Origin of the sequence: Streptomyces lincolnensis, assembly GCF_001685355.1 — a bacterium.
In the GTDB taxonomy this organism is placed as follows: Bacteria; Actinomycetota; Actinomycetes; order Streptomycetales; family Streptomycetaceae; genus Streptomyces; species Streptomyces lincolnensis.
This window is the reverse complement of the sequence record NZ_CP016438.1, coordinates 7864018-7878212: the sequence shown is the minus strand read 5'-3', so window position 1 is coordinate 7878212 and position 14195 is coordinate 7864018. Positions and strand designations below refer to the sequence as shown.

The 14195-nt window shown below is 73.2% G+C and carries 11 protein-coding genes; 4 read left to right on the top strand and 7 right to left on the bottom strand.

Annotated elements, in window-relative coordinates:
- Positions 1-54 precede the first annotated feature (54 nt).
- From glgX to SLINC_RS34815, 3 genes are all read left to right on the top strand, one after another.
- A complete protein-coding gene (glgX, locus tag SLINC_RS34825; RefSeq protein WP_067441855.1) occupies positions 55-2175 on the top strand; it encodes a glycogen debranching protein GlgX in 2121 nt (706 codons plus the stop codon).
- 139 nt (positions 2176-2314) lie between these two features.
- Complete coding sequence (gene treY, locus SLINC_RS34820; protein ID WP_067441853.1) at positions 2315-4678, top strand: malto-oligosyltrehalose synthase; 2364 nt, start codon at positions 2315-2317, stop codon at positions 4676-4678.
- 185 nt (positions 4679-4863) lie between these two features.
- Positions 4864-6111 carry a M14 family zinc carboxypeptidase gene (locus SLINC_RS34815; RefSeq protein WP_067441851.1) on the top strand — a complete coding sequence of 416 codons (1248 nt, stop codon included), beginning with the start codon at positions 4864-4866 and terminating at the stop codon, positions 6109-6111.
- 21 nt (positions 6112-6132) lie between these two features.
- Here SLINC_RS34815 and SLINC_RS34810 read toward each other — a convergent pair whose 3' ends face one another.
- The 3 genes from SLINC_RS34810 to SLINC_RS34800 all read right to left on the bottom strand — a co-directional run bounded on the left by SLINC_RS34810 (position 6133) and on the right by SLINC_RS34800 (position 8614).
- A complete protein-coding gene (locus SLINC_RS34810) occupies positions 6133-6564 on the bottom strand; it encodes an SSI family serine proteinase inhibitor (protein WP_067441848.1) in 432 nt (143 codons plus the stop codon).
- Complete coding sequence (locus tag SLINC_RS34805) at positions 6561-7925, bottom strand: M14 family zinc carboxypeptidase (RefSeq protein WP_067441845.1); 1365 nt, start codon at positions 7923-7925, stop codon at positions 6561-6563. Before SLINC_RS34805 ends, SLINC_RS34810 begins: the two co-directional genes overlap by 4 nt.
- A 137-nt stretch (positions 7926-8062) precedes the next feature.
- Positions 8063-8614, bottom strand: coding sequence for a DUF1707 and FHA domain-containing protein (locus SLINC_RS34800; protein ID WP_067441842.1), 552 nt, complete (start codon positions 8612-8614; stop codon positions 8063-8065).
- Positions 8615-8787: 173 nt separating this feature from the next.
- Here SLINC_RS34800 and treZ point away from each other — a divergent pair, with 173 nt between their 5' ends.
- Complete coding sequence (treZ, locus tag SLINC_RS34795) at positions 8788-10533, top strand: malto-oligosyltrehalose trehalohydrolase (RefSeq protein WP_067441840.1); 1746 nt, start codon at positions 8788-8790, stop codon at positions 10531-10533.
- A gap of 47 nt (positions 10534-10580) precedes the next feature.
- Here treZ and SLINC_RS34790 read toward each other — a convergent pair whose 3' ends face one another.
- From SLINC_RS34790 to SLINC_RS34775, 4 genes are all read right to left on the bottom strand, one after another.
- Positions 10581-11537 (bottom strand): aminoglycoside phosphotransferase family protein, encoded by a 957-nt coding sequence (locus SLINC_RS34790; protein ID WP_067441837.1) that lies wholly within the window; start codon positions 11535-11537, stop codon positions 10581-10583.
- Positions 11538-11579: 42 nt separating this feature from the next.
- Positions 11580-12713, bottom strand: a complete 1134-nt coding sequence (locus SLINC_RS34785; protein WP_067441834.1) for a M24 family metallopeptidase — start codon at positions 12711-12713, stop codon at positions 11580-11582.
- A 107-nt stretch (positions 12714-12820) separates the two neighbouring features.
- Positions 12821-13450 (bottom strand): LysE family translocator, encoded by a 630-nt coding sequence (locus SLINC_RS34780; protein ID WP_067441832.1) that lies wholly within the window; start codon positions 13448-13450, stop codon positions 12821-12823.
- A 93-nt stretch (positions 13451-13543) separates the two neighbouring features.
- The gene (locus tag SLINC_RS34775) at positions 13544-14143 is read right to left on the bottom strand and encodes a PDZ domain-containing protein (protein ID WP_067441830.1); all 600 of its coding nucleotides are present in this window, start codon (positions 14141-14143) and stop codon (positions 13544-13546) included.
- Between the last annotated feature and the right edge of the window lie 52 nt (positions 14144-14195).

Genomic DNA, 14195 nt, shown 5'->3' with positions numbered 1-14195 from the left:
CACTCGGGGCCAAGGCGCCACCAGCGGCGCCGGACACCTGAAAGAGTCGTATCCATGCAGGTCTGGCCTGGAGAGGCGTATCCACTCGGTGCCACGTACGACGGCGCCGGCACCAACTTCGCGGTCTTCTCGGAGGCCGCGGACCGAGTAGAGCTGTGTCTGCTGCACGACGACGGCTCGGAGACGGCGGTGGAACTGCGGGAGAGCGACGCGTTCGTACGGCACGCGTACCTCCCCGGCGTGATGCCGGGCCAGCGCTACGGCTTCCGGGCGCACGGCCCGTACGCCCCCGAGCGCGGGCTGCGGTGCAACTCGGCGAAGCTGCTGCTCGACCCCTACGCGCGCGCGATCAGCGGATCCATCGGCTGGGGCGAGGAGGTGTACGGCTACCACTTCGACGCCCCCGACCGGCGCAACGACCTGGACTCGGCGCCGCACATGATGACGTCGGTCGTGGTCAACCCGTACTTCGACTGGGGCGACGACCGGCGGCCGCGCATCGGGTACCACGAGACGGTGATCTACGAGGCGCATGTCAAGGGCCTCACGATGAGCCACCCGGGGCTGCCGGAGGAACTGCGCGGGACCTACGCCGCCCTGGCGCATCCCGCGATCATCGAGCACCTGGTGGAACTGGGCGTCACCACCCTGGAGTTGATGCCGGTCCACCAGTTCGTGAACGACCACCGCCTGGTGGACATGGGTCTGAACAACTACTGGGGCTACAACACCATCGGCTTCTTCGCCCCGCACAACGCGTACGCCTCCTGGGGCGACCGCGGCCAGCAGGTCCTGGAGTTCAAGTCGGCGGTGCGGGCCCTGCACGAGGCGGGCATAGAGGTGATCCTCGACGTGGTCTACAACCACACCGCCGAGGGCAACCACCTGGGCCCGACGCTGTCCTTCAAGGGCCTCGACAACCCGCAGTACTACCGGCTGACGGACGATCCGCGCTACTACATGGACACCACGGGCACCGGGAACTCGCTGCTCATGCGCTCCCCGCACGTCCTTCAGCTGATCATGGACTCGCTGCGGTACTGGGTGACCGACATGCATGTCGACGGGTTCCGCTTCGATCTCGCGGCGACGCTGGCGCGGCAGTTCCACGAGGTGGACCGGCTGTCGTCGTTCTTCGACCTGGTGCAGCAGGATCCGGTGGTCTCCCAGGTGAAGCTGATCGCCGAGCCGTGGGACGTCGGCGAGGGCGGCTACCAGGTGGGCAACTTCCCGCCGCTGTGGACCGAGTGGAACGGCATGTACCGCGACACCGTGCGGGACCTGTGGCGGGGCGACACCCGCTCGCTCGCGGAGTTCGCGTCCCGGCTGACCGGGTCCTCCGACCTGTACCAGGACGACGGGCGGCGCCCTCTGGCCTCCATCAACTTCGTGACCTGCCACGACGGCTTCACGCTGCACGACCTCGTGTCGTACAACGACAAGCACAACGACGCCAACGGCGAGGACAACCGGGACGGCGAGAGCCACAACCGGTCCTGGAACTGCGGCGTGGAGGGTGACACCGACGACCCGGACGTACTGGAGCTGCGGGCCCGGCAGATGCGGAACTTCATCGCCACGCTGATGCTGTCCCAGGGCGTGCCGATGATCAGCCACGGCGACGAGGTCGCGCGCACCCAGCGCGGCAACAACAACGCGTACTGCCAGGACAGCGAGCTGGCCTGGGTCCGGTGGCCGGAGGAGGACGCCGGGATCGGCGCCGAACTGCTGGCGTTCACGCGCGCGATGGTGTGGCTGCGCAAGGACCATCCGGTGTTCCGGCGGCGGCGCTTCTTCCACGGGCGGCCGGTGGAGGGCACCCACGACGAGTTGTCCGACATCGCCTGGTTCACGCCCGAGGGCCCGGAGATGACCCAGCGGGACTGGGACTCGGCGCGGGCCTCCGCCCTCACCGTGTTCCTCAACGGCAACGCCATCTCCGAGCCCGGTCCCCGCGGCGAGCGGGTCGCCGACGACTCGTTCCTGCTGATGTTCAACGCCTCGCCCGGGACGCTGGACTTCGTGGTGCCGGTCAACCACGGCCGCCAGTGGCAGGTGGTCGTCGACACCTCCCGCCCGGACGGGCTGCCGGCGGACCCGGGGGCCAAGGTGCAGGCCGGGGACCGGCTGACGCTGGTGGACCGGAGCATGACGGTGTTGCAGCGGCCGGTGTGAGGCGGGGTCCCGCGACGTCGGGACGGTACGGGATCGTCGCGACGTGAGCGTCGGGACGGCATCGGTCCGTCCCGACGTCGCTGCGGCACATGGCCGCCGCGATGACACGAAAGGCGGCCGGGCGGGTACGTAGGTCTGCATGACACCTGAGCGACACGACCCGGCGGTGCCGACGGCCACCTACCGGCTTCAGTTGCAGCCCGAGTTCCCGTTCGGCGCCGCCGCGGCGGTCGTGCCGTACCTGGCCTCGCTCGGCGTCTCGCACGTGCACCTGTCCCCCGTCCTGGAGGCGGTGCCGGGCTCGACGCACGGCTACGACGTCGTGGACCACGCGCGCGTACGCGAGGAACTGGGCGGCGAGGACGGACTGCGGGCGCTGTCGCGCACCGCGCGGGAGCACGGGCTCGGCCTGGTGCTGGACATCGTGCCGAACCACATGGCCATGGCCCCGCGCCACAACCACGCCCTGTGGGAGGTCCTGCGCGAGGGCCCCACGTCGCCCTGCGCGCGCTGGTTCGACATCGACTGGGAGGCACAGGGCGGCCAGCTGCTCCTGCCGGTGCTCGGCGCACCGCTCGGCACTGAGATCGACCGGCTGGAGGTCGACGGGAACCTGCTGCGCTACTACGACCATGCCTTCCCGTTGCGCGAGGGCACCGAGAAGCTGCCGCTGCCCCAGCTGCTGGACGCGCAGTGGTACCGCCCGGTGTGGTGGCGGCTGGCCCGTACGGAACTCAACTACCGGCGTTTCTTCAGCATCTCGGAGCTCATCGGGCTGCGCGTCGAGGACCCGGAGGTGTTCGAGGCGACCCACGCCACGATCCTGCGGCTGCTGCACGAGGGCGTGGTCGACGGACTGCGCGTCGACCATCCCGACGGGCTCGCCGATCCGGACGCCTATCTGCGGCGGCTGCACGAGGCGACCGGGGGCCGCTGGACGGTCGTGGAGAAGATCCTCGCCGACGGGGAGCGGCTGCCGGCGTCCTGGCCGGTGGCCGGCACCACCGGCTACGACGCCCTGCGGCACGTGGACGGCCTCTTCACGGATCCGGCGGGCTTCGGCGAACTGCTCGGCCAGTACCGGCGGTTCGCGGCCCCGCAGACGGACCGGGGCGGCGACTGGGAGGCGACGGTACGGCGGGCGGCGTACAAGGTGATCACCCATGAGCTGGCCACTGAGGTGGAGCGGCTGACCCGGGTGACGAGCCGCCTGTGCGCCCTGGCGCCGGAGCCCGCGCTGCGCGACCGGGCGCCCTGGGCGCTGCGCACCGCGCTCCAGGAGCTTCTCGTGCGGCTGGAGGTGTACCGGCCGTACGCCTCCGGCGATCCGGCGCTGGTCGTCACCGAGGCGGCGGCGGCCGAGGCCCGGTCGGCGTTCGTCGTCCCGGAGGAGGCGGGGGCCGTCGACGTCGTCCGTGACCTGGTGCTCGGGCGGTACGGCGACGGACCGGACCACGTGGAGTTCCGGGCACGGTTCGCGCAGACGGCGTCGGCGCTGCGCGCCAAGTCGGTGGAGGACACGGCGTTCTACCGTCATGTGCCGCTGCTGTCGGCCACCGAGGTGGGCGGGAACCCGGGCGGTCCGGCGGTGTCCGTGGCGGACTTCCACGCCTACTGCGCGCGCGTGCAGCGCGACTGGCCGCTGTCCGGGACCGTCGTGTCGACGCACGACACCAAGCGCAGTGCCGACGTGCGGGCGGCCCTCGCGGTGCTCACCGAGTGCCCGGAGCAGTGGGCCGACGCGCTGGCCGAGGTGACGCGCACCGGCGACGGGGTGCCGGACGCGCAACTGGCGTGGGCGGCCTGGCAGACGGTGTTCGGGCTCGGCCCGGCGTCCGCGGACCGCGTCCGGGGGGCACTGCTGAAGCATGTGCGGGAGGCCGGGCTGTACACGAGCTGGACGGAGCAGGAGCCCGCCTACGAGGAGGCGGTGGCGGCATTCGTGGCGGCGGGTCCGTGCGGGGCGCCCGGCGAGCACGTGACCGCTCTGCGCAGCAGGCTGGAGCCGTCCGTCCGGGCCAACGTGCTCGGCACCGCCCTGGTCCACCTGACGATGCCGGGCGTGCCGGACGTCTACCAGGGCACGGAGGCCGAGTACCGGGCGCTGGTGGACCCGGACAACCGGCGGCCGGTGCGGTTCCCGCCGGAGGACCCCGGCACCAAGGGCGAGGTGACCCGGGCGGCGCTGCGGCTGCGCGCCCGGCGGCCCGAGGTCTTCGGCGACGCGGCGACGTACGCGCCGTTGACCGCCGAGGGTCCGGCGGCGGCCCACTGTGCCGCCTTCGCACGCTCGGGCGAGGTGGTCACGGCCGTGACGCGGCTGTCGCTGCGGCTGGCGCAGGCGGGCGGCTGGCGCGAGACCGTGCTGCCGCTGCCGCCCGGGCGGTGGGCCGATGTGCTGTCCGCGGGACGGGAGTTCACGGGGCACGCGCGCGTGGAGGAGCTTTTCGAGCGGCTGCCGGTCGCGTTGCTGGAGCGCGTGGACGGCGCGGAGCCGGAGTGACCCCGTCCGTCGTGACGGCTCACGCTCGCGCGCGTTCCGGCTGCTCGTACCCGCCAACACCAACGGTTCTACCTGCTGCCGGGAAATGCATCTTGGCGCCCCCTGGAGCCTCCCCCATGAGGTCCTTGACACGTAAACCAGGCCGTGGGGTACTGCGGATGCGAAGCCGGGCGGATGTGTCGGGGGTGAGTCTCCTGCCGGAGCTGCGCTACCCCACGGTGACCGAACTGACCGCGACCGCAGGAGCGTTGGCCGCGTATCGGCCTGGTGTGTGCAGCTTGCGCCAGGTGGGCGAGTCGCGGGCCGGACGGCCTCTGCATCTGCTGTCCATAGGCCGGGCCCGGCGGGCCGTCCTGGTGGTCGCGGGCGCCCACTCCAACGAGCCGACCGGCGGCCTCACGGCCCTCGCGGTGGCCCGACGCGTGCTGTGCGAGGGGCGGTTGCGGTCGGACACGTCCTGGCACTTCCTGCTGTGCGCCGATCCGGACGGGGCGAGTCTGCACGTCACCCCGGCGCCGCGCAGCCTGTTCGAGTACCACCTCGGCTTCTTCCGTCCCGCGGGTCCGGAGCAGCCGGAGTGGTCGCCGTCCCTGCTCCCGCCCGACCGGCTGCCGCCCGAGACTCTCACGCTGAAGCGGGTCATGGACGAGCTGCGGCCCTATCTCCAGGTGACGCTGCACGGCACCGATCTGGGCGGCACCTGGGTGCAGTTGACGAAGGACGTCCCGGGTCTCGCGGAGCCGTTCGCCAAGTCCGCGGCGGAGCTGAACATCCCGGTGGAGGCCGGCGCCTCGGACGCCGCGGGCTGGCCCGCCTCGGGGCCGGGCGTGCATGTGATGCCCGCGCCGGGCGCGGGCGCCGCCTACCCGAGCATGCCGGACGACGCCCGGCACAGTACCTGGCACCACATCCATCGGTACGGCGGGCTGACCGCGATCGTCGAGGTGCCGATGTGGGCCGGCGACCTGGTGGACGATCCGGCCCCGCACCCGGCGCCGGCCGCGGCGATGAGCCGGCTCGCGGGCCGGCTGCTGCGGGACACACGGGAGGTGCAGCGGGTGCTCGCGGAGGCGCTGCCGCGGCTCCAGGGCCTCGACGATCCGCTGCTGCGGGCCGCGACCTGGGGGATGGAGCTGGTGCCGGGGCTGGCCGCGGACTGGATCCACACCCCGCCCGCCGACAACTCCAAGGCCTACATCGGCAGTGTCGACGCCTTCGCCCGTCGGCTGCCGCTGCGGGCCGCGGCCATGCTGCTGCGGGTGCTGCGGGCGACCGACGACCGGGCGGCCCCAGGTCTCGAACGCCTCGTCGCGACCTGGAGCGACGCCTTCGCGGACCGCTTCAAGGCCCGTTGGGTGCCCTTGGAGCACCAGGTCGTGCACCAGGCCCGCACAGTGGTCGCGACGGCTCTGTACGCCCGGAACCGGGCGTAGAGAGCCGTGGCGGGCGAGAGGTCAGCCGTCGAGGGCGAAGACGGCGCCGGTCCGCGCACCCATGACACACGTGTTGGTGAAGGTCTCCGCGTAGTCGACGGACCGTCCGTTCCACTGTCCGCGCGCGCGGGCGGTCACCGGTGCGTGGACCATCGGGCACAGGACGTCCCGGGGCGCGATGGCGCGGATGTCGCCGCGGGCCGCCGTCAGCTGGGCACAGGCCTCGGCGGCGTGGCCGTGGCCCTGGGGCGGGTCGCACAGCAGCAGGGTGCCGCGTGTGTCGCTGGAGCGGGCGTCGCCCGTGGTGACGGTGACGAAGAGCCAGTCGCCGCGGGCGGTCTCCTGCGGGATCGCCCGCGCCGGGGCGGCGCCGGCGAGGAGGAGGACGGCGGCCGCGCCCAGGAGCCCGCCGCGGACGGCTTTCGCCGTGGTGGTGTACGTGGTGTGGGTCATTCCCGATGCATCGGCACGGCGGCTTCGGTACCCCAGCCCGACTCACCCGAACGGGAGGGAGCGGACGCGCGCCGTGCGGCGAGGTCGAACGCGGCGAGCACCACCCGGGACTGGTACTCCACCTGGCGGGCGACCGGGATCCAGCGCGCCCCGCAGCCGTCGCGGTAGTCGGCGCACCACTCGTCGATCAGCCGGTCCAGCTCGGGCAGCGCACCGGCCGGGTCGATGCCGGCGCGGGTCACGAGCTGGTGCAGGAGCCCCGCCGTGCGCAGGGCCAGCCTGCGTCCGGCGATGCGCAGGGCGGCGAGGTGGCCGGTGCTGAGCAGCGGCAGCGGGCGGGCGCCGTCGGGGACGTCGGGGTCCCAGGTGTCGGCGAGGCCGGGGCAGACCAGTAAATAGTCCTCGACCGGGGCGAGCAGCCGGGCCGCGTCCGGGACGGCCGAGACGTACGGCCGGATCCGCGCGAGGAGCACCTCCAGCAGGCGGGCGTCGCCGCGCAGCCCGTGGCTCACGGTCCGCAGGATCCCGGAGCCGTCCACGGGCGGGCTGTCGTCCTCCACCGCCGCCACGCCCCACATGGGCGCCTCGACGACGGCCGTCACGGTGCCGTACCGATGGGGGTGGTACCAGGTGGACTCCACGGCGGCCTCCGTTATGGCCGCGGCCAGGTCGCCCCGGCTCGGCGGCGGGATGCGGTAGACGGCCGGGCCCAGGTTGGGCCAGTACAGGGTGTCGTAGGGGCCGAGTTCGCGGGGGATGCCGAGGCCGGCCGCGATGCGCGCGACGCGCCGGGCGAGGCCGGGCAGGTCGCGGGTGAGTTCGACGAAGCCGCCGCCGACGTCGACGCCGTGCAGGGAGCACTGGAAGACGGGCCGCAGTTCGTCGTGGAGGTCGAGCAGGGCGCGGGTCTCCGGCAGGGCGGCCGCCGCCGCGCCGTCGGGCAGCCATTCGGGCTGTTCCAGGAAGCCGGGCCGGAAGAAGTTCCGGAAGTAGCGGTCGAGGGTATAGGGGCCGCGCAGCCAGCCCTCGTTGCGGCGCAGGCCGTCGGGGTCGAGGCAGAGCAGCAGGTTCCAGGTGACGTCGGCGCCCTCGGTGAGCCGGGGGTCGGCCAGGGCCCGCTCGGCCAGCCGCAGGGCGGTGGCGCCGCCCACGGGTTCGTTGGCGTGCGGGCCGGCGACGACGAGGGCCTGCCGGCTGCCGTGACCGACGCAGAGCAGCCACAGGGGCGTGCCCGCGCGGGACAGGCCAGCCCGGCGCAGTCGGGCGTTCCCGGGGTGGCGGGCGACCAGGGCGGCCGCCCTGGCGCCGAGTTCGTCGACGGTCGGGTAGCGGAGGAGGGGCGGCAGGGCACACCTCCACAATGTGGTGCCGTCGGTTCACCTGGTGTACATGGTGTACGCACAGTCAGTCACGACTTGTCGGGTACGTCAACACCACGAAGAGCAAAGGGATTTGACCCATCACAGCAGGTGAAGCCCAGGCCAGGGCTGTGCTCGACTCAGTCGGACGCGAGCCGGAACCACATCCGCCCGAACCCGACCTGATCACCCTCGCGGACCACGGCGGCACCGATGACCCGACGGCCGTTCACCGTCGTGCCGTTGGTGGAACCGAGGTCCCGCAGCACCCACATGCCGCCCTGGCGGCTGAGTTCGGCGTGCACCCGGGAGACCGTCTCGTGGGTCAGGCGCAGACCGTTGGCGGGGTCGCGGCCGATGCGCAGCGGGTGGCCGCCGCCGGGGTGGGGCAGCAGCAGCTTGGGCAGCCGCTCGGCCTGCCAGGCCCTGCGCAGCCGTACGGTGAAACCGGAGACCGCCTCGACGGTGCCGAACACCAGGCGCGACAGGCGGCTCTCGGTGGGCAGGTCGGCGGTGAGCGCGACGAGTTCGTCGGACCGCCGGGCGGACAGGGCCAGTTCCATCCGCCGGACGAACGTGTCGTGCGACAGTCGGCCCATGGCGACGCCGTCGCGGAGCACCTTCAGCGCCTTGTCGCGCTCCGCGTCGGACAGCCGCGCGGGGTACGTGTTGAACTCGAAGGACGACGTCACGTTCGTGATTGTCGGGCAGTGAACGCCGGGTGTCCAGAAAACACAGGAACGCCCGCCACGTGCGCGTGCCCGACGACACCTGACGCAAAGGGTCGGATTCGAGCGCGTATTGATCGCGTTTGAAGCACCATGGACGGGCTACATCACGGTGAGCAGACGAAGGGGAACCGTCCGTGCAGTTCGAGGTGTGGGCACCGCAGTCAGACCGTGTGACGCTCCAGTGCGACGGCGTCACGCGCGCGTTGGAGCGCGATCCGGAGCGCGCGGGATGGTGGAGGGGCGAGGCGGAGGCGCACGACGGCTCGCGGTACGGCTTCGCGCTGGACGACGGCCCCGTACTGCCCGATCCGCGCTCGCGCCGTCAGCCGGACGGCCCGGACGGACTGAGCGCGGTCGTCGAGCACGACCGGTACGCATGGCGTACGCCCTGGGCCGGCCGTCCGCTGCCCGGCGCGGTGCTGTACGAGCTGCACGTGGGCACGTACACGCGCGAGGGCACCCTGGACGCGGCCGCCGAACGGCTCGGGCACCTGGCCGAACTGGGCGTCACCCACGTCGAGTTGATGCCGCTGTGCCCCTTCCCCGGGAAGCACGGCTGGGGGTACGAGGGCGTCTCGCTGTGGGCGGTGCACGAGCCCTACGGCGGCCCTGAGGCACTGAAACGCTTCGTCGACCGCGCCCATGAGCTGGGGCTCGGTGTGGTCCTGGACGTGGTGCACAACCACCTGGGTCCCTCGGGGAACTACCTGCCGCGGTTCGGGCCGTACTTCACGGACACGCACCACACGCCGTGGGGCTCCGCGGTGAACCTGGACGCGCCGGGCTCGGACGAGGTGCGCGCGTTCCTGCTGGGCAGCGCGCTGGCCTGGCTGAGGGACTACCGGATCGACGGGCTGCGCCTGGACGCGGTGCACGCGCTGGCGGACACGCGCGCGTGCCACTTCCTGGAGGAGCTGTCCACGGCGGTGGACGCCCTCGCCGCCGACCAGGGCAGGCCGCTGTTCCTGGTCGCCGAGTCCGACCTGAACGACCCGCGGCTGATCACCTCGCGCGCGGAGGGCGGTCTCGGCCTGCACGCGCAGTGGAACGACGACTTCCACCACACCCTGCACACGGCCCTGACCGGGGAATCCCAGGGCTACTACGCCGACTTCGCGCGCGCCCCGTTCGCGGCGCTCGCCAAGACGCTCTCCGGCGGCTACTTCCACGACGGGACGTACTCCAGCTTCCGGGGGCGCTCCCACGGGCGGCCGCTGGACCGGTCGCGGGTGGCGGGGCACCGGCTCCTCGGCTACACGCAGACCCACGACCAGATCGGCAACCGCGCCCAGGGCGATCGTCTGTCGGCCACCCTCTCCCCCGGGCTGCTGGCCTGCGCGGCGACGCTGATGCTGACCGCGCCGTTCACCCCGATGCTGTTCATGGGCGAGGAGTGGGCGGCGGGCACGCCCTGGCAGTTCTTCACCGACCACACCGATCCCGAGCTCGCCGAGGCGGTACGACGCGGCAGGCGTCGGGAGTTCGCGGCGCACGGCTGGGCCGAGGAGGACATCCCCGACCCGCAGGACCCGGCGACCCGTGAGCGTTCCTGCCTCGACTGGTCCGAGCCCGAACGGGAACCGCACGCGCGCGTGCTGGCCTGGTACCGCCGGCTCCTCGCCCTGCGCCGCGAGCAGGCGGACCTCACCGACCCCGACCTCGCCGACACCAAGGTCGCCCACGACGAGCGCGAGCGCTGGCTCGCCTTCCGCCGCGGCGACGTCCGGGTCGCCGTGAACCTCGCCAAGGAGACGGCCACGATCCCGCTGGGACCGCGCGAGGCACTCGTCCTGGCCGCCTGGGAGCCCGTCGAGGCGCCGGGCGCCGCCGGCGTGCTGCACGTACCCGGGGAGTCGGCCGTGGTGCTGCTCCAGACGTGACCGGGCGGCGCCGCCACAGCCCCAGCCCTTCTACAGCACTCGCCCCTCTACAGCTCCGCGTCGTCCGTCTCCTCGTCCCGCAGTTCCGTGACGCGTTCCAGCAGGATCGCCTCCCAGGCGCGTCGGAGCCGGGTGCGCAGGAGGGGCAGGGGGCTGTCGTCGCGGCCTTCGAGGCGGGCGGCGAGGCGGATGACGGTGTCGCAGCGGGCGAGCCACAGGCCGCGCAGGCAGGGGCGGGCGCCGTAGCCGGCGAGGGTGGCGGCGCGGACGGCGGCCGGGGAGCCGACGGCGACGGCGAGGCCGGCGATGTCCTCGGCGGGATCACCGACGACCGCGTGGCTCCAGCCGAGGACGCCCCGCACCCGGCCGTCACCGCTGACGACGAGGCGCTCACCCGTGAGGTCGTGGTGGACGAGCACCGCTCCACCGGCCTGCGCGGCGAGCTGGACGGCGGCGGACTGCGCCAGCTGCTTCAGGCGCAGGGGGTCGAACTCGTCGGCGGGGGCGAGGCGTTCGGCGGCCCGCCCGGCCTCCCGGCGCAGCGCCTCCAGGGAGCGCGGAGCGGTCCGCGGCACCCCCAGCGCCTCGGCCTGCCGGACCGGCACCTCGCGCAGCCCCGTGAGCAGCCCGGCGAGGTCGGCCTCACCGACGGCGGACACGTCGTGCTCCTCCCCCGAGCCGCCGGGCACCCTGGTGTCCAGCGTGTAGGCCAGTCCGGGCGCCCATTCGCCGTGTGCGACGCCGGTCGGCACCGCGACCGGCAGATGCGGTCGCACCAGGTCGCGCAGACGCAGCTCACGGCGCTGCCGGACGGTGGCTTCGTGGTCGGGGGCGAGGCGCAGCACATGGCGGGTGCCGACCCACCAGGTGGCGTGCCCGCCGCCCTCGGTGACGGGCCGGACCTCGGGTCCGGTGGCGTAGGCCGCGCCGGCCGGGCCGTCCTTGAGCAGGGAACGGACCAGTCGGCGAACGGTGTCCGCGCTGGGTGTCGGTGCCTGGGTCATGGTCGCGCCGTAGTCGCTAGGGGGAGGGGGGCTCCTGGGCGGTCAGTCCACTATGACCATCTCGCGGGACGTGTCGTTGAGGCGGCGGCCGCCGTCCTCGGTGACGGTGACGATGTCCTCGATCCGTACCCCGAAACGGCCGGGCAGATAGATCCCCGGCTCCACGGAGAAGCACATGCCGGGCACGAGGGGCCGCTCCTCGCCCTCGACCATGTACGGCGGCTCGTGGGTGGTGACGCCGATGCCGTGCCCGGTGCGGTGGATGAAGTACTCGCCGTACCCGGCATCCGCGATGACCGCGCGGGCCGCCCGGTCGACCTCCTGGCAGGACACGCCGGGCCGGACGGCACGGAATCCGGCCTCCTGGGCCTCGCGTACGACGGCGTGGACCCGGCGCTCCTCCTCGGTGGGCTCGCCGACGTGGACCGTGCGGGAGGTGTCGGAGCCGTAGCCGTCCTTGAGGCCGCCGAAGTCCAGGACGACCATGTCGCCGGGCTGGATGACCCGGTCGCCGACCTCGTGGTGCGGGTTTGCGCCGTTCGGCCCTGAGGCGACGATGGTGAAGTCGACCGTCGTGTGGCCGTGCCGGCGCAGCAGCCGGGCGAGTTCCGCGGCGATCTCGGACTCCCTGCGGCCGGTGAAGGCGACGTTCCGGATCTCCTCGAACGTCGCGTCCGCGGCCGCTCCCGCGGCCGCCAGCAGCTCCAGCTCGGTGGCGTCCTTGACGGCGCGCAGCATCGGCAGGACCTCGGTGAGGGAGGCGTAGGAGGTGCCGGGCAGCGTCTTCTGGAGGCCCAGCAGGTGCATGGACCAGGTGTTGTCGCTGATGCCGAAGCGGCCCGCGCCGTCGAGGAGGGCGGCGGTGGCGGCGTAGGGGTCCTTGCCGTCGGTCCAGTCGCGCAGGGTGAGGGCGGGCGCGCCGGTGGCCTTCGCGGCGTCCGGGGCCTCCAGGGTGGGTACGACCAGGACGGGGTCGGGGTCCTGGCCGGCGGTGAGGACCAGCAGGGTGAGCCGTTCGGTGGTCGCGGTGGGCGTGTAGCCGGTGAGCCACACCAGGTCCGGTCCCGGTGCCACCAGGAGTCCGGCGAGTCCCGCGTCGGCGGCGGTCCGCGCCGCGCGCTCCATACGGGCCCGGTAGTCGTCGGCGGTGAAGGGCGCAGGCGTGCTGCCGGTCATCCGGGCCTCCCTGAGCGGGTGAAAGGACTACGGGCAGCATCCTGCCCGGACGGCGGGGGTGGCGCGAGCCGGTCGGCGGGTGTTTCGGGCGAGCGCTCGGCCACAGGTCAGCTCTCCAGTGCCATGCGGACGCCGAGGAGCAGCAGCACGCCCCCGGAGACCTGTTCCAGGCGCCGGCGTACTCCCGTGCGGGACAGCACGGCCTTCAGACGGCCGACGAACCACACGTACAGGCCGTAGTAGCCGACCTCGTAGACCGCCCAGAGCGCGGCGAGCCCCACCATGGCCGGCAGGTGCGGTGCGCCCCGCGGGACGAACTGCGGCAGGAAGGACAGGGCGAAGACGGCCGCCTTGGGGTTGGCGAGGTTGAGCAGCAGCCCGGCGCGGTAGGCGGACCAGCCGCTCTTCCCGGAGCTCTCCCAGCCGCCCTCTGCCGTCTCCGCCTCCCCCTTGGAGCGGCGCGCCTGGCGCAGTGCCTGGACGCCGAAGGCGACGAGCACGACGGCACCGACGACGCGCATCACGTCGTAGGCGATCTCGGAGGCCGTCAGCAGTGCGGTCAGGCCGAGCGCGGCGACGACGCCCCAGACGAAGACCCCGGTCTCGTTGCCGAGGACGGTCAGGAAGCCGGAGCGTCTGCTGTGCAGCGACTGCTTGATGATCAGCACGGTGCTCGGTCCGGGCGAGGCGGCGACGAGCGTGCAGGCCCCGAGGAAGGCGATGAGGGTACTCGGCATGGGCCCATCGTGGCGTGCCCGGCCGGAGCCGGACCAGTGGTTTTGCGGCGCTTCGACTCGGACTCGCACACGTGACCAGTCACTTCCGTGTCGTCATGTGACGACTCCGGGCACCGCCGCCAACTGCTGGTAACCGCCGCTCCGGTGACGCACCGTCAGGATGATCCGCTTGCCGGGCGGGGCGTCGGCCACGGCGCGCACGAGGTCGGCCGCCGAGTCGATACGGGTCCGGCCGAACGCCAGGAGTACGTCACCCCGGACCAGCCCCGCCGAGTAGCCCGGGCCGGGGACATGCACGCCGACGACCTGCGCGCCCGCCTTCTCGGCGTCCACGATCTCCAGGCCGAGGGTCGCACGCGCGCGTGCGGGCGAGGGACCGGCGGGCTGCGCCGAAGGGCGGGAGTCCGCCGCGGCCGACGGGCTCCCCTGCACGCCCCCTCCCCCCGGCGCTCCTTGCCCCGCCTGTCGCTGGAGTTCGGCGAGCCTGCTCATGCCGATCACCGTGGCGCCGACGGTGCCGAGGCCGATCCCGGACAGGACCAGGACCGTTCCGACGGACAGGGCGAACAGCACGGTCCGCAGGCGTCGGCCCCGGCGGCGGGCGGCGTGCGGGTGCCGGACGGGGGCGGGCCCGGTGCCGCCGCCGGGGTCCTGACCGGGCATCGGCTTGGGACGCAACGCGGTCTGTTCCATGGATCGCCTCCGGCTGGTGCGGATCGCTTCCGGCGGATGTGGATCGATCCCG

Bases quoted from the DNA above. Each gene is read 5' to 3' on its own strand.
- SLINC_RS34780 (WP_067441832.1), bottom strand. From the start codon at position 13,450: ATGCCGAGTACCCTCATCGCCTTCCTCGGGGCCTGCACGCTCGTCGCC.
- treY (WP_067441853.1), top strand. From the start codon at position 2,315: ATGACACCTGAGCGACACGACCCGGCGGTGCCGACGGCCACCTACCGG.
- SLINC_RS34790 (WP_067441837.1), bottom strand. From the start codon at position 11,537: ATGACCCAGGCACCGACACCCAGCGCGGACACCGTTCGCCGACTGGTC.
- SLINC_RS34810 (WP_067441848.1), bottom strand. From the start codon at position 6,564: ATGACCCACACCACGTACACCACCACGGCGAAAGCCGTCCGCGGCGGG.
- SLINC_RS34785 (WP_067441834.1), bottom strand. From the start codon at position 12,713: ATGACCGGCAGCACGCCTGCGCCCTTCACCGCCGACGACTACCGGGCC.
- glgX (WP_067441855.1), top strand. From the start codon at position 55: ATGCAGGTCTGGCCTGGAGAGGCGTATCCACTCGGTGCCACGTACGAC.
- SLINC_RS34775 (WP_067441830.1), bottom strand. From the start codon at position 14,143: ATGGAACAGACCGCGTTGCGTCCCAAGCCGATGCCCGGTCAGGACCCC.